Genomic DNA, 24936 nt, shown 5'->3' with positions numbered 1-24936 from the left:
ATTGAGACCTGACTAGACGCTTGAGCAAAGCTGCTTAATGTCAGGTCTCATTGAGTAAGGATACTTACTCAAATGTTAGGTAACTGAGAGCCATCGGTACATTTCAACTTCCACTGTGGGTATTAAAGCCTCCATCGACCCAGTTAGTCAGCAGATCTACATAGTCTTGTCCTGCATCTTCTGAAGAAAAATGTGACGCATGCTCAAAAACGACCAACTTGCTCTGAGGAATATTCTCGGCTAAAAAGTATGCGTTTTCAACCAACACAAACGGGTCTTGTTTGCCCCAGGTAATCAAAGTTGGGGTTTTGATATCCTTAAGCCTTTGTTCAATCCATGGCAATTCTTTTGAATAGGAACCAAAGAAACTAATTGCGCACTTGTGAGCTTGTTGATTATAAGCAATATCATAATATTCCTTTATTGCGCGCTTCGTAGGTTTATGATGATGATAGCCTTCTTTAACGGCGGTCAGGAAGTTCGTTTTCATTATTGGTTTTTTATTTATCCCTTTTGCTAGCCAGCGAATAAAAGGAGACTTGATCACTGTCATCAACATAGGCGACAGTTTTGGTGGAAAGCTTCCTGGTCCATCAAAGATATTTAAACTCAAAAATCGTTGAGCATGATTGATCACCGCAGTTAAAGCGATTGGAACACCAACGTCTGGCCCTACTAAATGTGCTTGTTTGATATTGAAATGATCCATTACCTTTATGATTATTTCGCTCAAGTTACTTGGAGACATATCATTCTCGTCGGCTGTTGATAAACCAAACCCAGGTATGTCAAAAGCTAATACATCAAACTTGTCGCTGAAGGTATTTAGGGAGGATTCCCACATGCGAATACTTTGAGGCAGGCCATTCAACAATAGTAGAGTAGGTGACATAGGCTTTTCTTTTCGAACATAGCGAATTTTAAACTTACCCAGGTTCACAAATTGTGGAGAAAAAAGATCTTCTACGTGTTCAGGCGTATCGGAAGCATAATAAGTCAGTGCCTTGTTCAAAAGAGATTGTGTCATATTGAGCCTATCTTTGTATTTAACCAGTAGTGATTTATTGTGTTAGTTACTAATGTATACTAGGTTATTCTATTTAGTGTAAACTGACAATAAGGCAGTATTTAGTGGTCAAGTTACCTTTTGATAACCTATGGGAGTAGAAGTAATGTCGCAGAAAGAAAATCAAAGACGGGTTTTTCTAAATAACGAAGAATGCCCGATCCGTAATGTGGTGGCACAGATCGGGGATAAATGGTCCATTCTTATTTTGTTTGCATTAGTCGACGGTGCTGACCGATTTAACTCTCTTAAGTCTCGTATTGTAGGAATTTCGCAACGTATGCTCACTCAAACTCTTCGCGATCTGGAGCGTGATGGCTTCGTGCAGCGAACGGTTTTTCCTCAGGTTCCCGTTAAAGTAGAATATGAACTCACCGAATTAGGCAAAGGCTTGTCGGCCTCAGTATGGAAGTTAGTCTCTTGGGCAGACGAGCATCACGCTGATATTCGTAAAGCGCGACAGCTATACGATAAGGCGAATGAAGGATAGAACAAAGACAGCTCTTATTTATTTTGATGTACGAATGTTAGAGGCCATTAGAATAATGTCGTAGACTTAAATGCTTAGCTAGAATTTACTTTAACTAGGATAAAGTTTTTAAAAACAATGAATTACAAGTGCCTCTTAAGGTTTGATCTAGGATTGTTTTTATTGGCTTGGAATTTCAGTCACTATCGTTGAGTCTGCATCTAAGTAGGCTGATTGCATTATCGAGCTTCTTTATTAGTTCTTCTTATAGTTTCCCTATTGCCACCCGTTCTTATCATATAAGAGCTTTGGGAGCAGTACTTCCTCGTCGCATTGAAGAGATACATTTTGAAACACGTCTTACCGCCTGGGCTTTCATTCCTCTGATACAATAAGCCGAAATTGCAAGAACCACGAGACAACAATAATGAAGAAACTCCCATCTTTACGAACAATAACGGCTCTCTGCACCGGCATCTTGTTAACGGCGAATGTGTCGGCAGAAAGTGAGTCTAAAGAAGCCAATAAACACTTTCTTAATTACAAAGATCTCTTTAGTTTAGAATATGCCGCCAATCCTGTAGTCATGCCCGATGGCGACCATGTTATTTATGAACGCCGTAGTATGGATATTATGACGGACAGTATGCGTCGAAATTTATGGACAGTGGCCTTAGACGGCAGCAGTCACATGCCATTATTGTCAGATTCCAAAAATCATTTTAGCCCCGTGTTTTCTCGCGATGGTTCTAAGATGGCTTACTTATCGAGTAAAGAAGGGAAGGTACAAATTTATGTGAGGGATGTGAAAACGGGCAATACCGCCAGAGTCACTGATGTGACCATGAGTCCTAACAGCCTGAGCTTTTCTCCTAACGGAAAGCAAATCGCCTTCGCAATGTTTACTCCCGCTAAACCCAGCTCGTTGTTTAATCTGTCGTTTAAACCTAAAGGGGCTAAGTGGGCGAAGGATGCTCAATATATTGATTCGACCTTATTCCAACAAGACGGCGTTGGGATGAACAAACCAGGAAACCTTCAGGTTTATGTAGTGCCAACGATTGGCGGTACTCCAAGACAAATTACCTCGAGTGATCACAATTATGCTGGCTCTTTGGCTTGGACCAAAGACGGCAAGAAAATCATTGTATCTGCGAATACCAGAGAAGATTTCGAGTTTGATATTTTTAACAGTGATTTGCTAGCCATCGATGTGCTCAGTGGCAAGGTGACTCAGTTAACAAGTGCTACAGGCCCAGAAAACTCACCCAAAATAAGTCCTGACGGAAAACGTATTGCTTTTACTGGATTCGAAGATGACGGTAAGTCTTTTCAAGACAGCGAACTCTATGTGATGAATGTTGATGGGAGTAAGATTAAACAGTTAACTCCAAAGCTGGATCGTTCGGTGCAAGATATTCGCTGGGCAAAAAACAGCAAAGGGCTCTACTTTAGCTACGACAACGATGGTCAAAGACGAGTGGCTTACGTCAGCTTATCTGGCAAGATATCTAATAAAACAAGCTCCTTAGGCGGTATGAGTCTTGGTAGACCTTACACTTCGGGTCAATACGATGTTACTGACAGAGGTAATGTTGTTTACACTCATTCTGACGGCAAAAAACCTGCTGATTTAGCGGTTGTCGATAAGCGTGGTCGAGTAACCAAGCTAACGGATCTCAATGGTGATGTATTTGATCATAAAACAGTGACTAAGCCTGAACTGCTCACGGTAAAAAGCTCTGTTGATCAACGGGATTTGCAAGCCTGGATCGTGACACCTCCAAACTTTGATCCTAAGAAAAAGTATCCATTGATTTTAGAAATTCATGGCGGACCGCACACAGCCTACGGTCCTGGTTTTTCATCGGAGGTTCAGCTCTTTGCGGCTGCAGGTTATGTGGTCGTGTATGGAAATCCTCGAGGTTCTACTTCTCAGGGTAGTGAGTTTGCTAATTTAATTAATAAAAATTATCCGTCAAATGACTATGATGATCTGATGGACATGGTAGATGGCGTAATTGCCAAAGGTTATGTGGATGAGAAGAATTTGTTTGTTACTGGTGGTTCTGGTGGTGGAGTTCTGACCGCCTGGATTATTGGTAAAACCAATCGATTCAGAGCTGCTGTTGTCGCTAAGCCAGTGATTAACTGGATCAGTATGATTGGTACGTCAGATATTTATACCTTTATGACTCGATACTGGTTTACAGATTTACCATGGAAAGACTACGAGCAGTACTGGAAGCGTTCGCCTTTAGCATTGGTGGGTAATGTAGAAACACCGACTATGGTTTTAACAGGCGAACTCGATGTGCGAACACCAATGAGCGAAAGTGAGCAATATTACGGGGCCTTGCGTTTGGAAGGTGTAGAAAGCTCCTTAGTCCGTATTCAAGGAGCCTATCATGGTATTGCGGCGAAACCTTCAAACTTAGCAAGAAAGGTTGGGTATATTCTAGCCTGGTTTGATAAGTACAAAGGGGCAGAAGAAGCAAAGAAAGACTAGATGTAATCAGGCTCCTTCCAATTATGAGAGGCGCGTTTCTTGTGCCTCTCATAAGTCGTTTTTCTAAATAGGAGAACTAAATCAATCGACGGCTTCAACGCCAGGTGGATAATAAGTGATTTCAAACCGAATCCCATCTGGGTCTTTCATAAACAAAGCTCTAACTCCATCAAAACTTTGAATTTCTGGTACAGCAAAACCAGCTTGTTTCATTTGAGTCTGTACTTCTTTGACAAAGTCTTCAGAAGGCGCGGCAAAGCCTATATGATTCATTCCTGCTCCATACCTTTCATACTCATGAGTACCTTCTTTAGCCTGATTAAACTGAAAGAAGAAACCCTCATTATCAGTCCATACATAGTCTCGTCGCTTCGTAAAACCAATTAAATCCAGCAGCTTTTCGTAATAAGGCATACTGGCTTCCAAAGATTTGACCAAAATAGTCACATGATCGATTTTAAGTGGCATGCTACTCCCTTCGTGTTTTAGTTTTCGCTTTAGTGGATAGCTAAGTTATTTAAGCGATTTGGGGGCGAATTGTGAGATGACAAGCCGTAACACTATCTTTGGACTATAAGAGTTTTAGAGAGCTGAGTAAAAATTACCGGGAGATTAGCAATAAGTAATTTGGCTATTCGATAAATAGGGACTAGAGTATCAAGTGATGTCTTGCTAGATATACCTTTGAGTTTTGTGGTGAAAGCGCCTAAAAAACAACGGTGTAGCGGATTTATTTAATATTTAACTCTAGTAATAAAGTAGGGTATATTAGTTGTGGAGTAAGAGATGTTACATGTGGTGAATATACAGTGAGGAAAGAGGCCGCTCTAAACAGGGAATGTGTAGAAGGAAGAACGACCATAGCCTCAGAACGAAGGATAACAGCCCTAATAAAAAAATCAAGGTGACGATATTGTTCGATATATTTAAAAGCAACAAAGAACCTGCTTTCGATTCTTCTTTCAAAAAAAAGGATTGGCCTCTGTTATCTTTTCAAGAAATAGCTATAAGAAAAAGAGGTGCCATCATAGGCTCTAGTTTGGACTCTGTTGATACTGTTGAGCTTTCAAGAGTTCAGCTTGAAGCCATGAAGCTAGGCTATGTCTTTTCAGAACAGGCAGCTAAGCCAATTGCTAATGATAAGTCACTTGAAAAGGAAGTGTTTAATGTACTTCAATCGTTGGTTGGAGCGAATAAGAGTTGGGAACCATTCTATCCAAACTTTCCAAAGCAAGTGGCTAACGCAAGCGATATAGAACTATTTTTAAATTCTATTACTCATTACTGGGCATGTGGTCAGTGGAAGCCGCAATATACTAAAGAGTCTCGTCTACCACTTTTCGAAGAAATAAAACTAAAGAAAATAGAGCTGTTACCGAAAGACGAGCTGCTATCTCTCTTTTATGAGCTATTATCTTCAAATGGCTCAATTTCTGAGAAAGACTACGAAATTATTTATAGTCTGTTGAGACTGTTTGATGAGGCGAAGCTTCTTGAGAATCTACCGGAAGAGGTTCCATTCAAAGAAGTAAGGTGCCAACTTTTAGCTTTTTCTTTAGAGCTAAATCTTTCTCGAATTGTTTCTATGGGCGTAACGAATACTACCGATGTTTTAAGAGTTGCCACCGCTCTATCTGGTGGAGATATTTCTCTCGCAGCCAATACCAAGTTCAAGCTAAAGAGAAGGTACAGAAAGTGGCTTGTCTTGGAGTTAGAGAAGGTTATTAATGAAGATGATGTGAAGCGTCATGCAAAAAAATGGAAAAGGTTGTTTCATTGTCTGCATATAGGGGAGTACAAAGCTGCTTCGAAATCGAATGATATCGCGGATAAATTAAGAAATGCTAAGTTAAAAGGGATGAATACCGAAGTTGAAGCTGCTTTGTTGAAAAAAAATGATGTTATTATTCTAGAAAAGTTATTAAGCAAACCAGGAGAGTTCGCGAGGCGACTTGATCATCTGTTGAGGATATTTACCGAAGAAAAAGCACAGAACCTGCTTGCTCAGTTTAATGAGGTTGTGGACCAGGTAGATACTCGAGTTTTAATACAGATGCTTGGGCACTTTAGGCACAGAATAGTCAGTCAGCGCGATCATATTGTTCATGGAAAAACAGAAACTCTCCATACGAGGGTTGCACTGCCTAAAGGACAGATTGCAAATGTTAAGGTTCTTAAAAGTAAGCTTAAAGATATAGATCCTCGTATTCTAGCCGATGTTGTTGAGCTTATAGAGAAAAACCTCAAAGAGAGGTTTTCTAGACTTCCAAGTCTAGGTAAAGTCTGGATTGATCCTGAACTTGCAAAATGCCCTGTCCCCATTCAAATGCGGAGTGCATCTGAAGGTCTAAAAATAGTACAGCGTGGTACTCGAATGCCGATGGGTGATAAGAATACCTTAAGGTTTTTTATTCATTGGGTAGGCGAAGATATAGATCTCTCCGCTGCATTCTTAACCGAGAAACTTAAGTTTCACTCAGAGATAGCATATTACAAACTAAAAAGAAATTCTAAAGATGGGTATCAAGCGGTTCACAGCGGAGATATTACCTATGCTCCAGCTCCCGAAGGTGCATGTGAGTTCATAGATATTAATCTAGACTCTATCAATACAGATGAGATTAGATATATCGCTATGGATATTCGTGTTTATGAGGGACCTCCATTTCCTGCTCAAGAAGCTAATGTTGGATGGATGATGCGCGATGGCCTTGGAGAAGCTGGAGAAGTATTTGATGCGAAAACGGTTGAACAACGAATTTCTATTAGTGCCACCAGCTACTCCTGCATGGTCGCAATGTTTGATGTAAAAAAGAAAGAGGTTATATGGCTCGATCTTTTAGGAACATCTAACTACTTGAAGGGAGGCAATAATGTGGCTAACAATCGGTTTAATATCGAAGATTTATTGGAAGCATCACTGAACTTTCATCAGGTATCAATGTATGACCTTTTGCATCTGCATGCGCAGGCACGGGGTGAAGTTGTTCAAAGTCCAATAGAATCTGAAAGTCAGTTTAATAAAGAGCTCATTTTTAGTTATGAAAAGATACTGTCTGAGTTCCTATCGTAAGGAGTTGATAGATCAAATCGTAAGTTATAGATTTTTAGTAGGGCATCTAAAGGCTCGCAAGGAACGAGCTATCTGAGTGCTAAATATTAGAACCGAAGAATAAAGATCTAACGTTAGGAGTTAACTTTTTATTGATGAAATATATTTATACAGTCATTTTATTTGTTGTTTCTGGCTGCGCAACCGTTAACTGGCACGGCTTTTTGCCTTCCAAGCAGTATAAAGTAAGGTTTACGACTAGCAATGATAAACCTGTAAGTGGAGTCATGGGTGCTTGCCATGGGAATGGGATCTGGCCCAGTGATGAAATGGCGAAAGAAATTAATGCAAGAGTAAAGCCTTCGGAAATTGATGGTATGATTACGCTTAGTCATAGCGGATATCACCATGGCGGTTCTTATAATCAGCTGGGTTCTATAACTTGGGGGCACTCTAAGTCTGGCGAGGTTTTCTGTAGCTTTACATATAATGGCACAATCGTAGTAACGGACAACATTACAAGCTTTAACCAACTTAAAACAGTTGTTATAAACTGAGTGATGACTTCTTGAAAACTCGGCACTATGTAAATAATAAAAAACGCCCATGCAAAGCAATGGGCGCAATCAGGAGAGCTAATAAAATAGAAGTTAAAACTGGTAACTAATACCTAATGACATCTGATTGTTATGTGTTGATTTGTCTTCACCAATAATATTAGTTTTGTAAATATGATCGCGATAATCTAAGCGCACTAGCCACTTTCTTGACAATGCTACTTGATAACCTGCGCCGATAGTGTAGGTAAAACCACTCTCGCCACCAAACTCTGTATCGCCGATACCAGCAACGACATAAAGCGACGATAAGTTTTCTTTCGTGCTTTTCATAAAGTGCTCGCCTTGGAACACATTATATCCCACTAAAAAGTCAAAGTGAGTAAAGGTGCGATCACTACCAGAGAACAATTGCCCTTGGCTTTGTTCATACGAAGACAAAGACACATCGGTTTGTAAGTAGTTTATTTGCATGAAGTAGTCTTCATTAGCATTAAACGTTCCGTTAATGCCAACGATAGCTTCGCTGGTAAAATCTTCGATATTGATAAAGCCGGTAAAGACACCCATATCAAAATATTCTGTATTAACGTTTGACGCATTGATCTGAGTCGTTGTTTCCTCAGCTAAAACGTCTACCGTGCTAACAGCTAAAGCTAATAAGCAGGGCTTTAGAAGAATGCGTTGAAACCAATATTCCATCGTTCAAGTCTCTCATCGTCGTTATCAGTTGATAGGTTATAATTTTGCAGTCCGGCGCGGATCACGAAGTTGCGGCCAATATAGTAGTTAGCACTGATGCCATAACTGCTGAAGCTTTCGTCCTCAATATCCAATGGAGCAAGCTCTGGTTGCGACTCAATCTTGAGGTTACCGCTACCTAGTTGGAAAACAGGAGAGAGCTTCCATTCGGAGAAGGGCTCAAAAAGTACATTAATGCTGTGATAGTTGCCTTTTAACTCAGATTCATAAAACTTACCGCTTTCTAGCTCCAAACCCATCCAGCTCAGAGGGCGGTAACCAGCAGTGAAACTGAAAGTATTGGTGCCTTCTAACTCTCCGCTGGAAAACTGACCAGTGTTAAAGCCAATGCGCCAGCTGTCTTTGAGGTAGTCACCATAGCTTACAGATGGCAGATCGACTGGCTCTCCTGTGGGTAATAAAGTACGAGCGATTTGCGCTGCTTTTACCCATCCGGTACGGCCATTTTGGCTACGCACTTCGTACCATCCGGTACGGCGCGTCATGATTTCAACTTGTTCGCCTTGCTCAATGGTATAGAACACGGGGTATCCTTTACCTGGGCCCGAGTGCATTTCTAAGTAAGGGTCAATAACCTCTAGTTTTAGTTGAGGCTTAGTATCCTGGGCCTCTACCTGAGTCAGCATAGATGCCAATACAATGCCCATCACTTGAGCGAGTTTTGTCGCTCGAAAGGGTACTCGGCGACTTGTCTGAGATTGATCTTCGGTGATACTCAAGCCAGACGAGGTGCAATTGTTTTCCATAATCCATTCTACCTATTCGTACAACTAAGCATTAATCGAGAATCGATTAAAACAAAGCATTAAAGCCTAATGAAAATTCAATATTGTGTGTGGTTTTATCATCGTTTAAAAAGTTACGTTGGTATACGTGATCACGCAAATCAAAGTTCACGGTTAACCAATCCGTAGCAACGATTTTATAAGTACTACCCCATACAAAACCTGTTTTGCTTTCGCCAGCAAACTCCACGTTCTCGATACCTGTTGTTAGGTAAATGTTGGAGTTGAATTTACTTTTTGCGCCCATAAAAGAGCGACCTTTGAACAACTTGTAACCCATAATCAGTTGAGTGAAGTTAAATTTCTCATCATCATCGCTGAGAAAGTCGCTGCCATTGACATCTTCGAAAGTAGCGCGACCAACATCGGACCGGCCATAGTTTAATTGGCCAATAAAGTCAGAGTTGATATGGTAAACAAATGACAAGCCTGTAACTTGGTTGCTACCAAAGTCTTCAACGGCTAATGATCCAAAAAAGATACCTAGTTCAAATTTTTCGGTATCGATGGCCGCACTTTCTGCTTTTGGGGCTTGCTTTTTTGGCTCGATAATGGTTACTGCCGAATCATTGTCGGCGGCCATTAGCGGCTGACTTAGTATGCCTAACAAACCAGCGGTTGCTGTCAGTGATGCATGTTTTAACAGGCTTAACATAGTGATTCTCTTTTTTCCTTATGGGATGATGGGTAATGGCTAGCGACATTTATGTGAAGTACTTCACGAATCCATCGAACAACAAGCTTACGGCTCATTCCTAGCTGCGGTAATGCTATAGCAATTAAATTCCAGACCCCAGTTATATCCCTAAATCTTGTGACAAAAGTCTAATTTCACGTAAGAGCTGTATAGGTTCTGTGAACGAGTTTGATTTTTAAGCAGATACCGCTATTGCTATTGACCTGTCTTTTATATGATTCCCTCAACCAATGCTAGCTCTACGAGTTTAGCCGTGTTAACGAGGTCTAATTCCTGAGTTAAGGGAAACGTTGTAATCGATCGGAATTGTCAAACCATGCAAAGTCACGCAATTATTTTTTTATTTGCTCTAGTGCTGTCGAGTGTGTCAAGCAGTGCTTGGGGAAAAAGCAAAGGAACAACATCTGCTGAAGAGCAGGCATTAACGACGCTTAAAAATATTTCTAGTAATGTTCAAAAGCTGAAAGAAGATGTTGTTGTACTTAACAAAGATCTTAAACTTATGGAAGAAACGTTGTTGTTCCCTTCCAGTACAAAGTATTCCGTATTTGTCTCTTTAAGCTCGGGTCAGTTTTTTACATTAGAAAGTGTTAAGTTAAAGATTGATGGCAAGTTAGTTGTGACTCATGTGTACTCAGAAAATCAACGTCAAGCGCTGTCTCGTGGTGGCATTCAAAAACTTTACGTCACTAATCTTAATGAAGGCAAACACAACGCGACGGCTTTCTTTACGGGGGTTGGACCCAGTGGCAGAGCTTATAAACTGGCAAAAACATTAGACTTCGAAAAAGGTTCTGCGGGTGAGTACCTCGAATTGGCGATTGGCGATGACGGTTCTGCTCAAGAGCCTATCGTTCGTATTAAACAGTGGTAGATGAGTGTTATGAAACTACCGTCTTTGTCAAAGGAACTGTTTAATAACAAAGGTTTCAGAGCTTTCATTATTGGGGCAAGTATCGGTTTGTCCTGTACTGTGAAGGCCGATATCTTTGAGCAAAATGTTAGCTCTACCGATGATCTGGAGTGGGGCAATGTCTTATTTGAGTATTACCAGAAAGATTACTTTAATGCATTGATCGAGTATGAATATGCTCATGCAATAAGCAACCCTACGGCTAATAGCGAATTCGGCCAGTTAGTAAAAGGCGGCATGATGTTGTCTTATGGTTTAGCGGATGAATCACACAGCGTGTTTCAATCTTTGCTCAACAAAGATAATCTTGAACCTCAAGTTCGCAATTCTGCCTGGTACTACTTAGCTAACTTGCATTACCACAAGTCTGATATCCCTAATGCTTCTGAAGCTATGCAAAAAATTGCAGGGGAAGTGCCAGAGCACTTACACACCGATTATCATTACCTTGCAACTCTGATCAACAACGCTGGTAATCATCTTGCTGGAACAGAACAAATTCTTGATAGCTTATCCGTTGAACATCCTAATTATGCCTATGTTTTATTCAACTTTGCCATCAGCCAGTTTAAAGCCGGAAACGTAGAAAGCGCAGCTCAGCACCTACAGAGTGTGGCTGCCTTATCAAGGAGTAATGAAGAACTTTCGCTGTTAGCTGACCGTGCTCGTCATGGCTTGGCGCAAATCGCAATTCAACAAGGTGATATGCTGACAGCATGGAATTATCTTACGTCTATAAGCACTACGGGACTTTATTCTAATCGCGCGTTGCTTACCTACGCCTGGACTGCCATTAAGTTGAAACAGTTCAATTTAGCCATTGCTGCTTTGCAAATATTGAATGAGCGTTCGATAGCAATTCCTGAAGTTCAAGAAGCCAAAGTATTGTTAGCGCATCTGTATGAACAAGAAGGTTCTCCTAGAAAAGCGCTAAAAAGCAACTTGCTGGCGATTGAAGCTTTTAATGAAGGATTAAAAGATATCCAGGAAGCGCGAGAAATCATCGCCATGCAGGATGTTCCTAAAGAATTTATTACCAATTTTGATGCAGTGGTCGGGCAAACTGATTGGTATGCAACGGAGCCGACTATTGATTATCGTAAATTAACCCCCTTTGTTGTAGACCTTATTGCGAGTCATGCTTTCTCGGAAACTCTGCGCGAGTTATCGGACTTATACGCCATACAGCAGAACCTTGAATACTGGTCAATTCAAGCAGAAGAGCATCTACTCATCTTAAAAAACTCAAACAAGAAGACCTTTGGTAAAAAACAACGCAAACTGATTGCGCAAAGTGAAAAGTTGAAGCAGCGCTTGCAAGATCAAAAAGCCGATCTGAAGTTGTACGCGCTAACATTGCCTGAAGAAGAGCAGAAGAGGCTCAAAGCACTGGTTGAGTCTACCAGCAGAGAGTTGAATTTATTGAATAGTCGTCTCGAGCAGTTGAAGAACGTAAAGGAGCCTTATCGTCCACCAGCGAGCTACAAGCCCATGGTTGCTGAGCATCATGAACGCATCAAACAGCAGTTACGTTTAGCTCAAAGTAATATTACCGTTCTAGAGCCTGTTGTGCGTAGTTTGGTAAATGAAGAGCTGAGTAAGCATGAAGACAGAATGAAATATTATCTGGCACAATCCAGACTGGCGAAAGCTCGACTGTATGACACAACATTAATGACTTTGGATAAAGCCAAGTCAAAGAAAGTAAAGAAAACGGATGGAGAAGAGGGATAAACATGAAGAAAGTTGTTGCTGTTGTTAGTGTTTCTTCGTTGATTGCCGCCTGCGGTTTTGGTGGAGGTCGTACACTCGGCGACCTGGAATATACTCCACAGAAAGAAAAGAAAATTGAGTTTGAAGCGCTGAGTCATAAAGAAGTTCGAGAGGAATATCAAGAGCTCCTCACATTATTCAAAGATGAAGAGCTAAAAGAGCAGATTGAACGCCGTATCGCTGATGTTTACATGATTGAAGGCGGAAAAAAGCAGTTAACGACAAAACGCACAAAAAGTTACTATGCTGATGCCATCAAAAGTTACCACAAGATACTAAAAAAGTACCCTGACTCGCCTGATAATGCGGATGTATTATATCAGTTAGCAAAAGCCTATGAGATGGATGAGAAGCAGGATCAAGCATTAAGTATGCTTGAACAATTGACCACGCGTCATCCAAACTACAAGAATAATGCAGAAGCCCATTTTAGAAAGGGCGATATTTACTTTGGCAAGAAGCAATATCAGAAAGCGCAAACTGAGTATGTGATCGTTACTCAGATGGACGATGATAAGTTGAAGACCTACTCACACTATATGTTAGGTTGGACTTATTATAAGCAAAACCGATTCAACTCCAGTCTCAATTCTTTTGCTTTAGTATTGAGCCGTTTATTAGCCAATAAAACGCTAGAACAATTGACGAGTGTTGAGAAGCCTTTGGTGGATGACACCGTTAATTCAATGACTCTGGCCTTTGCTCAGAGCGGTGGTGCTGAGGCCATTGATAATATCGCCGAACTGCAAGGTAAGTCTTATTTATGGAAGATTTATGAGCACTTAGGGGATTATTACCTGAAGAAAGAACGCTATGAAGACTCAGCGAATACGTTCCGACATTATGTTACTCAGTATAACTTCTCAGCGAAAGCGCCAGAATTGCATAGCAAACTCATTGATACCTATGTAAAAGGTGGCTTCCCACTATTGGCGTTAAAAGAGAAAGAAACCTATGTGGAGTATTACGATACCGCTTCGCAGTATGCACAGGTTAACGGAGGGCTAAATGAAGGAATCATCAGCAAGTTAAAGCTCTACTATGATGAATTAGCCAGCCACTATCATAGTCAGGCTCAGAGCTTAGTAAAGTTATTTGAGAAGAAGTCTAAGGCGAGCAAAGCTAAGCCAATACCTGAAAAGACTCAGAAGATAAAGCAAGATGCTGTCGCTGCATTTAATAGGGCTGCACACTTTTATAGCCAATACATTAACACTTTTACAACGGATCCTCGTGTTCCAGAGATGGCATATCTGGAAGCAGAAGCGCATTTTTCTGCTGAAAAATACGACCAAGCGATTCAATCCTTTGAGCTAGTTGCTTATCAGCTGAATCATTTTAAAGAAGCGAAGTATCGCTCCAAGGCTGGTTATGCTGCAATTGTATCTTACGAAAAGCTTCTTGCAGAGTTACAAGACAACCCCGTGGAAGCCAAGTCATGGCAGGCTAAAGCGGTAGAAAGCATGTTGCAGTTTGCCAAGGTATTTCGTAATGACAAGCGGTCGGCGGCTGTGTTGACCAATGCGGCCGAGTACCTATTTGGTTTAGAGCAGTACCAACGCGCTTTGAGTGTTTCTGAAAGCCTTATCTCTAGCAATAAAAAGCTGGATAAGCAGTTAAAGAAAACCGCTTACGGTATTGCTGCCCATTCTCATTTCAAGCTGGGTCAATATCAGCAAGCCGAGCTGAACTACTTTAATCAACGTAGTTTAATCGACAAGAAGACGAAAGAGTACAAACAGGTATCTGAACGGTTAGCGAATGCAATCTACAAAAACTCTCAAGAGCTGATAGAGACGAATGAAGAACGCAAAGCGATCCTACAGCTATTAAAAATTAAATCATTGGTTCCATCGGCAAAAGTGCGAGTTTCTGCGCAATATAATGCTGCAACTTTGATGTTAGCAACCAAGCAGTGGGATTCTGCTATCACCGAGTTACGCGAGCTTATCAGTGCCTATCCGAAGCATAAAATGGCGGCGGAATTTCCTCGCAAGCTGGCATTTGCTTATGAAAAAAATCAAGCATGGAAAAAAGCAGGCGAAACTTATTTAAAACTGAGCAAGGCGGATAAAGATCCTGAAGCCAGACGAACAGCCTTGTTTGTGGCTGCAGAAATGTTTGAAAAAAATAAGAACTATGACACAGCAATTGATTTGTTCAAGCGCTATGCTAGAACCTATGAGCAGCCTTTTGTTGTACGTATGGAAGCACGTTATAAGTTAGCCTTTTTATACGGAAAAACAAAGCAAGCATCAAAAAAATTATTTTGGTTACGTCGAATTATCGATGGTGATAAAAAAGGCGGAGAACAAAGAAATGACCGCAGTCGCTGGTTAGCTGCCTGGGCAAACATTCAATATGGTGACTATTTCGCGAGCGAATATCGCAAGCTAAAACTGAGAGCGCCATTGGCGAAGAGTTTACCGAAAAAGAATAAGATGCTAAAGGATGCCACGCGACGTTATGAAATGGCCGCAGATTATGAAATCTTGGAGTTTGTCACTATGTCGAGCTTCAAGATCGCGGAGCTGTATCAACAGTTGGCTTCTGCGTTAAGGCGAGCACCAAAACCTAAAGGGCTCAACGCAGAAGAACGAAAAGTATATAAAGAAATTATTGAAGAGCAAGCAGGGCCGCTCGATGAACTTGCAGAAGAACTGCATTACGGCAATGTAGAGAGAGCCTGGAGCGGTGAGTTTGACCAGTGGATCAGTAAGAGTTTTTCGGCAATGAGAGTTCTCGCACCTGCGAGGTTTGATAAAGAAGAAGCGGAAGTGAGTTACGGTGATGAAATTCGTTAATATTCGAACAACAATCAGTGCTTTGTTAGTTGCGACAGGCTTGGTAGGTTGTGCTACAACGGGTAAAAGCAACCAAGCATCATCGCCTCAACCTCGGCCAGAGAGAGTTCGCGTACTGGATACCAGCGAGTATATCCCACAGCGTGAGGTGGCTAAAGAAACCGGGCTTTTACTGCCTTATCAGGCAGCAAATAATCCCTATACTAGCTTAACTGGAAGGTTAGATAGTCAAGCCGTATCGATCTTTGTTAACGCTCGTAAAGCCTATAGAAACGGCCATTTTATCAAAGCAAAAACCTTGTTAAAACCTTTGGTTGATAACAACCAGGAGTTGTCTGGTCCTCATGTTTTAATGGGAGATGTTGCTCAAGCTCAAAAGCAATACGACTTGGCCATTGAAGCTTATGAGAAAGCCATATCAATTAACCGAAACAACATTAATGCGTACATTCGTTTAGCGAAAGTACAGCGTATTAAAGGTCAGTTTTTGCCAGCGCAGAACACCTATGCAAAGGCTTTGAGTGTCTGGAAAGACTTTCCCGAAGCGCATCTAAATCTAGCTGTTTTATATGACCTTTATTTAAATAAGCCGTTAAAAGCACAAAGACATTTAGAAGCTTATCATTTCTTGACACAAGGTCGAGACAAGAAGCGCAATGCCTGGCTAACCGAGTTAATGCAGAGAACAGGAAAGAGCATTGCTCTTGAGCTTGAAACAGATAACGCAGCGACAGCAAAAGCAAACCCTGCTTCAATTTAGTCTGCGAGAATCGAGAAGCACTATGAAAATTAAAATCTTAACCGTCGCTTTGTTCGCAAATATGAGCTGGGCAGAAGAAGCGCCCATAAAGCTGGAATCTAACTTTATTGGTGATAAAGAACAGCCTTCTGTGAGTTACTTTATTCCATGGAAAGATATTGGAACACCAGATAAGTTACAGTGGCAAATGACTGATAAACACGATAAAACCCTCGAGTTAGTGGACAGAAAAATATTACTCCGCTCATCAGGGATGTATAAATCAATGCAACTGGAACAAGGTTCGAGTCGCATACAATCTACTCAAAAGTAATTAAAGTAAACAACCGTTTCAGTTCGTTTAAGAGGCAGTAACAATGGAAACAGGATACAGCAACATTATCTCATTTTTTCAGGAAGGGGGATTATTCATCTACCCAATCGCAGTGGTTTTTGCACTTGGCTTAGTCATCAGTATTGAACGTTGGCTATTCTTATCTCGTGAGAAGATCAGAAACGTTAAAGCCTTCGATAGTTTCTTGCCTTTGTTGCGTACCACCGATGTGGAAAAGATGCTGTTATTCACTCGCGAAAGCAAAGCACCTGTAACTCGTGTCATTGGTTGTGGCTTAGATATGATGAAGGTCACCAAACATCGCGCGGATATTGAGCACTCTATGAATGAAGGTATGTTGGAAGCCATGCCGCAGCTCGAAACTCGTACTGGTTATCTTTCGGTACTAGCTAATATCGCCACCTTACTTGGACTTCTCGGTACTATTATCGGTCTTATTGGTGCTTTTTCTGCAGTAGCAACAGCAGATCCTGCGAATAAGTCGACATTATTGTCAGAGTCGATTTCTGTGGCAATGAACACGACGGCTTTTGGTTTGATTGCGGCGATTCCATTATTGGTATTCCATGCAATTTTGCAGAATAAGACTTCAGCCATTGTAAGCAGTATTGAGATGGCTGCGGTTAAGTTCTTAAATATCATGACTTACAACCGTGAAATTTATGCCGGTGTTGCTCCAGCTCCAGTGGTGGCTGAAAACAATAAAGAATCCGAGAAAGCAACGGCTGAGTAAGTCATCATGGCACTGAACTTTAAAACCAAATCCGTAGACGAAGCCGAACTTGATGTGACTTCGTTCATGAATTTAATGATTGTATTGGTACCGGTATTGTTGCTAACGCTAACATTTAACCAAATTACCGTACATGAAATTAAACTGCCGGATTTAACTCAAAGTACATCTAGCGCTAATGAAGAACCACCTAAGCTTGAGGTTATCCTTGGTACTAAAGGTATTAAGGTATATTACCCAAGTAATGTCATGATCCAGGATATACCGCTAAAGAGTGCAGGTGATGGCGAGGCCTACGATTTTGACCAGCTGTCTTTGGTATTAAGAGAAGTAAAAAAGCAGTTGAGTGAAAAGCGCGATGTATTGATCTTATCCGAAGGCAGTGTTGATTATCAAAGCCTGGTTTCGGCAATGGACGTAGTGAAATCATACAAGACTGTCGTTGCAGCCAGTATGGTTGAAGTCGAGTTATTTCCAGAAATATCTTTAGCTGACGCGAGTATTAAATAATATGATGAATTCAAATATTAATACGTCGAGTTTAAACTTCAGTCAGGTGAAGAAGCCACCCTATGCGACCAAACTTAATTTGGTCGCATTAATGGATATTTTTACCATTTTGGTGTTTTTCCTGTTGTTGAACTCGGGTGATGCCGATCAATTGGAGAATGCCAAATTTGTGAAGCTACCTGACTCAAGTGCCGGTGCCGCTCCCCATGTGGAAGCATCGATACTGATCGGCGAAACAGAAATCTGGCTGAATAATGAAGTCGTGTTAACCGTTGATGACGCATTAAATTCAACGGCGAAAGTGTTAGAGCCATTGGCGAATGCTTTAGAGCAATACACGACCGATAAAGGCGAACTGAATGCCTACGAAAAAGAGAACGGATTAGCGATTACCATTATGGGGGATCAAGCGGTTTCTTTTTCTTTACTAGAGCGAGTGATGGCTACTTGTAGCGCTAAGAACTTTCGTGATATTTCGTTAGCTGTGAATCGAGTAGCAGCGAAACCTGTTAGTTTGTCTGCTGGTGAGCCACCGTCGTTAGCTAGCCAATCGGGAGGAGGTTAAGATGTCCAGCATGACCATGCAACCTCTTTCTTCTGATTTAGTACTGCCCTGGAGTCCTGATAAGGCGCAAGAAGAACGCTTTGTAAAGTGGACCCGGAATACAGGTATTGCTCTTTTACTATTATTCGTGATTGTACCCTGGCTACCTGTATTCGAAGCTGAGTATGTACCGGAAGAGCGCAAGATTGTTAAAACGAAAGTCGTTTTAGAGGCGGTCAAACCTCCGCCCGCGCCGAAGCCCAAGGTGGAGCCAAAGCCTAAACCAAAACCAGAGGTTAAGCCCAAGCCGAAGCCTAAAACGAAACCTAAGCCGCCAAAAGCCAAGACAAAGCAACCAGGCAACAAGCCAAAGGCCAAAGCAAAGCCAGTGGACACTAAAGCGGCGTTACGTAAATCCGCAGGTTTAGCAGAAGTTCAAAGCGAGTTGAGTGCGTTACGTGGTGCACTGAATGTAGCGGGTATGAAGCGCAAAAAAGCGTCGAATAAGAAAGGGGTGGTAGCAACGGCTAATCGTAATACTTTAGGCGAGAACCGTGCGACCAAAGCGAGCCTGGGCGTGAGTATTGATGAAAGCTCAATGAAAGGTGACACCGTTAAATTAGCATCTCACGCAACGACTGAAGTTTCTGGTGTTGTGTCGGTGGGAGGTTCACCTGATGGCGTACGAGGACATTCGTCTTATCGTTCAGGACAACGGGATACAGAAAGCATTCGTATGAAGATTGAGCTTAAAAAGCCATCAATTTATGCTCTATATCACGCTGCTTTGGATGAAAACCCAGACTTAAAAGGTAAATTTATTTTTAAGTTAATCATTGAACCTGATGGTAGCGTTTCAAGTTTGGCACTGGTATCCAGTGAACTTGGATTGCAACCGCTAGAAACGAAAATATTGAACCAAATTAGACGGATTTCTTTTGGCTCAGAAGACGTTTCTGCAACTCCAGTTGAATACAAGTTTGTATTCTTTCCTAGTTAATTTATTAACTCACCTGCTTACTGCGAAGGCTTAAGCAGGTTTTTTTTGCCTTTAATTCAATGAAAAGTGCTCTATTCATTGTGTGAGAATTGCGCAGTATCTCATTAATAGACTTCTGTATAGAATAAATAGTAACCAATTAAACCTGCGTCAATCCTCATCCATCAAATGACTTCTGTGCTGATCAAAAAGTAAACTTAGACTTCCTTCACAAATTATTTATATCTCTCTAATTCCTAACCTCAGTTTGTGACCTCTTACCGTCACGTCTTGACTTAAAGTGGCACTATAGCCCCCATAGAAAAAGCATTTAAGGAAATTTTTATGAGCTCACTATCGAGTACATTCAGGGTTCTAGCAACATTTTTTGTCCTTCCTGTTGTATTGGTAGGTTGTAGCGACGGACCAGACCAAGTTGAGGCTGAAGAGCCAACCTTGAGAAAGTCTACTCAGTTCGCATTTGTTGAACGTAACGTGAGTGATCAAGTTCAGCTGTCCAGAAAACAATTCAATGAAAAATTGTCTGATACGAGTCAGTCTCCATTAGAGCTGGCTTCTCCCTATGAGTTCAGTCCAGGGGCAACACTTTTCATTCGATCTGGCTTGGATGTTGATGCCGTCAACACGGATGTATTAACCAAGTATTTCGGCAGCGAAGAGTACGATGTTAAAGATCTCAATGTATCACCGGATGGCAAACAGCTTATTTTTGCCGCGCGAGGTTCAGACTTTCATCCGACCGATTCCACCTGGAATATCTTCCTTTATGATTTTGAAACACAAGCGTTAACACGAGTCATTAAGGATAATATATTAGCGAACAGTGGACAGGATACCAACCCGACTATTTCCTGGGACGGTGTGATTTTCTTTTCATCGGATCGTGATGCGGGTAACCCAGAATTTCCGCGTGAGAACATTGAATTAGTAGGCGATCTTTGTCGTAAGGTAGATCCTGCAGAAAATCCCTCTCTGGTTCATCGTATGACAATGCAAGGGGAAGATATTGTTCAGCTGACCTATGGTCGTCATAACCATGATATTAAGTTAACGACTTTAAAAGATGGTCGAATTGCTTTTGTTCGTTGGGAGCGCAGTTATCAAGCTTTACCGTCGTGTGATTCCACGGGCAGTAATGAGGAGTTTTCTGCTGACGGAACAGGTTCTACAGGATTGAACTTGCCGCAAGCATGGACTCAGGAAACCCAATGCCAGTTTTCTAAAACAACTCCTTCTGGCCCGGTTTTTGTGACTAACCATTATAAGCTGCTAACGCTCAGTGCCAGCGGCTATGACATGGAACAGCTTTATAACACGGTTACTACCGATACTTCTGATGAAGCTTTTTTGGCCATGGACCGTATTTTTCAGGCAGAGAACGGTAATATTTTCACATTGCTTCGCCATCAGTATAACCCAGTGGCTGGTGGTGCTATTGTTGAACTAGAGCCGGTACAAAACTCAGAAAATAACCGAGTGTTCGCCGAATTCTCGCCGCGTTTGTTAACAACCGATAGTGTTAATCTTTATCCAGGACAATTATCGGATCATGGTTGGTTCAGTGCGTTTTGGCCTTATCGTGATGGAACCGATCGACTCTTGCTGAGTTGGTCACAATGTACTTTGGTTAACAATGGTGTGAGCTCGTTCTGTGATTCTGCCAATGCACAAGGCGAGACGGATGTTCAGTACGGCATCTGGATGTATGATCCCATTAACGATAGCCGTTCGCCAATTGTTCGAGCAAAAGATAATACCGTATACAGTGATATCGTAGTTGCTCAGCCACATGTTGGTAGCGATCTTTCCTTGGCAGCATTTAATCCAGATTTTGTTGATAATGATGATGCAACACAGATTCTTTGCGATTTTCCAAACAATCCTCCTATTGCTATTGCAGGTGCTGATCGCAGCGGCTACCCAGGCGATGTGATAAAGTTCGATGGTTCTAATAGTAGTGATCCCGACGGCGATCCTTTAACTTATCTATGGACACTTACCAGTAAGCCAGATGGCAGCACAGCGACACTTATCGATGCCACAAAAGTAAATCCTGAAATTCAGGTTGATCTGGTGGGTACCTACCAAGTCACGCTAGTGGTAAATGATGGTGAGGTAGACAGCGCACCCAGTAGTTTGTCAGTGAGAATAATTTCTGACAATAACAAACCGGTAGCGCATGCTGGAGCGGATCAATCGGTAGCGCTCAGTCAAACGGTCACCTTGGATGGTTCACAAAGTAGTGACCCTGATGGTGATACATTAACTTACCGTTGGACACTGGTATCACAACCTGCAAATAGCAGTGTGACTTTGGATGCTGCAAACACAGTGGCACCGAAATTTACTCCGGATCAACAAGGGAGTTACGTTGCTCAACTAATAGTGAGTGACGGTGAGATGGAGAGTGCTCCAGATACAGTCAATATCACGGTTTCTGCTCCACCGAATAACAAACCTATTGCTCACGCGGGTGATGATCAGTCGGTCATGGTAGGGGATTCTGTAACCTTCGATGGTTCTGGTAGTCGCGATGCTGACGGCGACAGTTTAACTTACCGTTGGAGTTTGATCTCTTCGCCTGCAGGCAGCAATGCTGCGTTGGTAAATCCAAGCTTAGTTAACCCAAGCATCACACCCGATGTAGAAGGTAGTTACGTTGCGCAATTGATTGTGAACGATTCTTACATTGACAGCGATGCCGACAGAGTCGTTATTACGGTAACTAAAGCGAACAACCAACCGATTGCCAATGCGGGTAATGATAAACAGGTGCGGGTTAATGCGACTGCTTCATTAGATGGCTCTGCCAGTCACGATCCCGATGGTGACAATCTCACTTATTCCTGGAGCATGATTTCGCAACCAGCCAATGTGAATTTGGTTAATGCGAATTCTGCCAACCCAAGTTTTACACCGACCCAAGCGGGAGCGTATGTTGCTCAATTGATTGTCTCTGATGGACGCGATACCAGTGCTCCAGATACCGTGACCATTACTGTACTAGAACCAAACACAAAACCGATTGCTGACGCAGGCGTCGATCAAACGGTCAGTGTTGGTGATCATGTTTCTCTTGACGGCTCACGCAGTCGTGATCCTGATGGTGACCCTTTAACTTACCTCTGGACTTTAACATCGCAACCCGATAACAGTGGTGTTGTGTTAGCGGATGCCGACAAAGTGAATCCAAGTTTTGTGGCTGAACAAGAGGGGAGTTATGAAGTTCAACTGGTTGTTAATGATGGGACGGAAGACAGCGAACGTGCCACCGTAACTATTACTGCAGAAAGACTTAACGGTAAACCAACGGCGGATGCTGGTAACGACCAATCAGGATTGGTTGGCACCGAGTTTACCTTAGATGGCTCTGCCAGTGATGATCCAGATGCGGATCCTCTGACTTACCTTTGGACTTTAACTGCGCAACCAGATGGTAGCCAGGCGACATTAAGTGATGCCAATTCCGTTATGCCAAAATTAATAGCGGATGTTGCAGGTATCTATGAAGTTCAGTTGGTGGTTAATGATGGCACCATTGATAGTGATGCTGACAAAGCGATGATCACCGTAGAGTCGGCAAACAATGCTCCTGTTGCAGAGGCGGGTGCAGATCAGAAGTTCACTATCGGACAAACTTTAAGTTTAGATGGTTCTGCCAGTTATGATGTTGATGGCGATGCACTAAGCTATCGTTGGGAAGTGATCAGCCCTGACAACGCTGTTGATCAAGTCTCTGATGCCAACAGTGTGGCACCCACAATCACTTTAACAAAAGCAGAAACCTATATTGTTCAATTGATTGTTAATGATGGCGAAGCAGACAGTGCGCCGGATTCAGTCACATTAAACTTTGATAATACTGCTCCAGTAGCTAATGCAGGCCCAGACCAAACTGCAAATGAAGGCGATACGGTTCAGCTTGACGGTTCTGCCAGTAGCGATGTTAACGGTGATCCTCTAACTTATCATTGGACAATAACCAATAAGCCTGCGAACAGCCAAGCAACGATTAGCGATGCGAGTTTAGTAAATCCGCAAGTAACGGTAGATATGAGTGGAAGCTACCAGCTAGAGTTGTTTGTTAACGACGGTTATGTAGACAGTGCTGTTGATGCCATGATCATTACCGTGTTTGAAAATACAGCTCCAGTAGCGGTCGCAGGTGACGATATGATGGTAGATCTTGCCGCAACCGTTTCATTGGATGGTAGTAAAAGTTACGATGCTGATAATGATCCGCTAACCTATCGCTGGGATTTATTACATAAACCTGATGCTAGCCAGGCCGTTTTGAACGATTCTGGTAGTGTTAGACCTTCGATTGATATTGACGAGTATGGCGAATATGTTATTCAGTTAATTGTTAATGACGGCAATCTCGACAGTGCTGCCGATACGATTCGTCTTACCAGTGAAAACTTACGTCCAGTCGCAAAAGCGGGCGACGATCGAGAGGTGAGCTTAGACAAACGAGTGACACTCGATGGCTCTGGTAGTTTTGATCCCAATGGTGATGCCATTAACTATCAATGGAGTTTGATTCATAAGCCCGCAGGCAGCCAGACAGTGTTACGCAATCCTCAGGATGTTAAGCCTAATTTAACTCCAGATGTAGAAGGTACTTATGTTGCGCAGTTGATTGTTGATGATGGTGCATTAGACAGTGCCCCTGATACGATTTCAATGAATGCGTCTGATGAGCCGCCTACCTGTGATGTATCTAATGATCTGGCGCGTACGATTCCAATTACGATTCGTGACTTTAAACAATCGCATCCTGACTTCGAATATCGCGTTGGCGTGGACTACGATATCGTTGAGTTCTTATTAGGTGCTGATGGTTTACCTGTATATGCGCCAGCTGACGGTGAGTCAACTCATACTACCAATGGCCGTGAGTATTTTGACCAGTGGTACCGTGATGTTCCTGGTGTAAATATCAATATTCCAAAAACATTGACGATGACTCGTGAAGAAGGCTCGACTATTTGGTCTTATAGTAACAGCAACTTCTTCCCGATTAATGGCGAAGGTTTCGGGAATAGTGGTTTAACGAATCCAGATAAAAACTTCCACTTTACGCTAGAAACTCACTTAGTGTTTGACTACAAAGGTGGAGAAGAGTTTACCTTCCGCGGTGACGATGACTTATGGTTGTATATAAACGGTCACCTGGTTATCAACATCGGTGGTGTTCATTCAGCGATAGAGCGTACCATTAAGATGGATGAAATTGCTGAAGTGGCTGGGTTGGTTCAAGGCGAACGTTACTCTTTTGACCTCTTCTTTGCAGAACGCCATATCACTCAATCTAACTTTATGTTCCAAACGAATATTGAGCTGGAATGTGTAGTGCGAGAGGGTGATGAGTAAAGTAAGGCGCAGCTAGGTAACTAGCGAAGTTAAAAGCTCGGCCTGATCACTTTGGTGGTTGGGCCTTTTTTATTTGCAGCGAGTAAATATCTAGAAACTCATCTTCTTCGCTTCTATTTATCTCAATAGTCAAATCTCACCTCATTAAAGAAAAGATTGTTTGTTCAAAGAACACTCAATAGGTATATTAGAAAGTGAGTGCATTTCAATGATTCGATCTCTGGAGTTTAGCCAGATCCAATGATGGATTTTACAAAAGGTATTTTTGTTTTGAAAATCAGGGCATGAGATT

Annotated in this window: 19 protein-coding genes; 14 read left to right on the top strand and 5 right to left on the bottom strand. The window is 42.0% G+C overall.

The window, feature by feature from the left end:
* Positions 1 to 103 precede the first annotated feature (103 nt).
* The gene (locus NH399_RS02930) at positions 104 to 1027 is read right to left on the bottom strand and encodes an alpha/beta fold hydrolase (protein WP_253036932.1); all 924 of its coding nucleotides are present in this window, start codon (positions 1025 to 1027) and stop codon (positions 104 to 106) included.
* Positions 1028 to 1172: 145 nt separating this feature from the next.
* Here NH399_RS02930 and NH399_RS02925 point away from each other — a divergent pair, with 145 nt between their 5' ends.
* The gene (locus NH399_RS02925) at positions 1173 to 1556 is read left to right on the top strand and encodes a helix-turn-helix domain-containing protein (protein WP_253036931.1); all 384 of its coding nucleotides are present in this window, start codon (positions 1173 to 1175) and stop codon (positions 1554 to 1556) included.
* Between the two features lie 406 nt (positions 1557 to 1962).
* On the top strand, positions 1963 to 4044 hold the full coding sequence (locus NH399_RS02920) for a S9 family peptidase (protein WP_253036930.1): 2082 nt from the start codon (positions 1963 to 1965) through the stop codon (positions 4042 to 4044).
* Between the two features lie 81 nt (positions 4045 to 4125).
* On the opposite strand, the gene NH399_RS02915 is transcribed toward NH399_RS02920, so the two are convergent.
* Positions 4126 to 4512: a VOC family protein gene (locus NH399_RS02915; RefSeq protein ID WP_253036929.1), complete on the bottom strand. Its 387-nt coding sequence runs from the start codon at positions 4510 to 4512 to the stop codon at positions 4126 to 4128.
* A 445-nt stretch (positions 4513 to 4957) separates the two neighbouring features.
* Between NH399_RS02915 and NH399_RS02910 the strand changes: the two genes are divergently transcribed.
* Both NH399_RS02910 and NH399_RS02905 read left to right on the top strand, forming a co-directional pair.
* Entirely contained in the window at positions 4958 to 7117 is a 2160-nt protein-coding gene (locus NH399_RS02910; RefSeq protein ID WP_253036928.1) for a TerD family protein, read from the top strand.
* 134 nt (positions 7118 to 7251) lie between these two features.
* Positions 7252 to 7653, top strand: a complete 402-nt coding sequence (locus NH399_RS02905; RefSeq protein WP_253036927.1) for a hypothetical protein — start codon at positions 7252 to 7254, stop codon at positions 7651 to 7653.
* A gap of 93 nt (positions 7654 to 7746) precedes the next feature.
* On the opposite strand, the gene NH399_RS02900 is transcribed toward NH399_RS02905, so the two are convergent.
* From NH399_RS02900 to NH399_RS02890, 3 genes are read right to left on the bottom strand one after another with little or no spacing between them, the layout of a single operon-like run.
* Positions 7747 to 8355, bottom strand: a complete 609-nt coding sequence (locus tag NH399_RS02900) for an outer membrane beta-barrel domain-containing protein (RefSeq protein WP_253036926.1) — start codon at positions 8353 to 8355, stop codon at positions 7747 to 7749.
* Positions 8325 to 9161 carry an SH3 domain-containing protein gene (locus tag NH399_RS02895; protein WP_253036925.1) on the bottom strand — a complete coding sequence of 279 codons (837 nt, stop codon included), beginning with the start codon at positions 9159 to 9161 and terminating at the stop codon, positions 8325 to 8327. The genes NH399_RS02900 and NH399_RS02895 overlap by 31 nt, the downstream gene beginning before the upstream one ends.
* A gap of 46 nt (positions 9162 to 9207) precedes the next feature.
* On the bottom strand, positions 9208 to 9855 hold the full coding sequence (locus tag NH399_RS02890; RefSeq protein ID WP_253036924.1) for an outer membrane beta-barrel domain-containing protein: 648 nt from the start codon (positions 9853 to 9855) through the stop codon (positions 9208 to 9210).
* Positions 9856 to 10213: 358 nt separating this feature from the next.
* On the opposite strand from NH399_RS02890, the gene NH399_RS02885 reads away from it, so the two are divergent.
* The 10 genes from NH399_RS02885 to NH399_RS02840 all read left to right on the top strand — a co-directional run bounded on the left by NH399_RS02885 (position 10214) and on the right by NH399_RS02840 (position 24644).
* Entirely contained in the window at positions 10214 to 10771 is a 558-nt protein-coding gene (locus NH399_RS02885) for an AraC family transcriptional regulator (protein ID WP_253036923.1), read from the top strand.
* 9 nt (positions 10772 to 10780) lie between these two features.
* The gene (locus NH399_RS02880) at positions 10781 to 12544 is read left to right on the top strand and encodes a lipopolysaccharide assembly protein LapB (RefSeq protein WP_253036922.1); all 1764 of its coding nucleotides are present in this window, start codon (positions 10781 to 10783) and stop codon (positions 12542 to 12544) included.
* A 2-nt stretch (positions 12545 to 12546) separates the two neighbouring features.
* Positions 12547 to 15387 (top strand): tetratricopeptide repeat protein, encoded by a 2841-nt coding sequence (locus tag NH399_RS02875; RefSeq protein ID WP_253036921.1) that lies wholly within the window; start codon positions 12547 to 12549, stop codon positions 15385 to 15387.
* Entirely contained in the window at positions 15374 to 16147 is a 774-nt protein-coding gene (locus NH399_RS02870; RefSeq protein ID WP_253036920.1) for a M48 family metallopeptidase, read from the top strand. Before NH399_RS02875 ends, NH399_RS02870 begins: the two co-directional genes overlap by 14 nt.
* Positions 16148 to 16169: 22 nt before the next feature.
* Positions 16170 to 16460, top strand: coding sequence for a hypothetical protein (locus tag NH399_RS02865; protein ID WP_253036919.1), 291 nt, complete (start codon positions 16170 to 16172; stop codon positions 16458 to 16460).
* 43 nt (positions 16461 to 16503) lie between these two features.
* On the top strand, positions 16504 to 17214 hold the full coding sequence (locus NH399_RS02860; RefSeq protein ID WP_253036918.1) for a MotA/TolQ/ExbB proton channel family protein: 711 nt from the start codon (positions 16504 to 16506) through the stop codon (positions 17212 to 17214).
* A 6-nt stretch (positions 17215 to 17220) separates the two neighbouring features.
* Positions 17221 to 17724, top strand: coding sequence for a biopolymer transporter ExbD (locus NH399_RS02855; protein WP_253036917.1), 504 nt, complete (start codon positions 17221 to 17223; stop codon positions 17722 to 17724).
* Position 17725: 1 nt separating this feature from the next.
* Positions 17726 to 18289, top strand: a complete 564-nt coding sequence (locus NH399_RS02850; protein ID WP_253036916.1) for a biopolymer transporter ExbD — start codon at positions 17726 to 17728, stop codon at positions 18287 to 18289.
* Between the two features lie 10 nt (positions 18290 to 18299).
* A complete protein-coding gene (locus tag NH399_RS02845; RefSeq protein ID WP_253036915.1) occupies positions 18300 to 19268 on the top strand; it encodes an AgmX/PglI C-terminal domain-containing protein in 969 nt (322 codons plus the stop codon).
* A gap of 324 nt (positions 19269 to 19592) precedes the next feature.
* Positions 19593 to 24644 (top strand): PKD domain-containing protein, encoded by a 5052-nt coding sequence (locus tag NH399_RS02840; RefSeq protein WP_253036914.1) that lies wholly within the window; start codon positions 19593 to 19595, stop codon positions 24642 to 24644.
* The last annotated feature ends 292 nt before the right edge of the window (positions 24645 to 24936 follow it).

This window comes from Pleionea sp. CnH1-48 (assembly GCF_024124665.1).
Classification (GTDB): domain Bacteria; phylum Pseudomonadota; class Gammaproteobacteria; order Enterobacterales; family Kangiellaceae; genus JAMXSB01.
The sequence above is the reverse complement of the archived record's forward strand: the minus strand, read 5'-3'. Positions and strand labels throughout refer to the sequence as shown.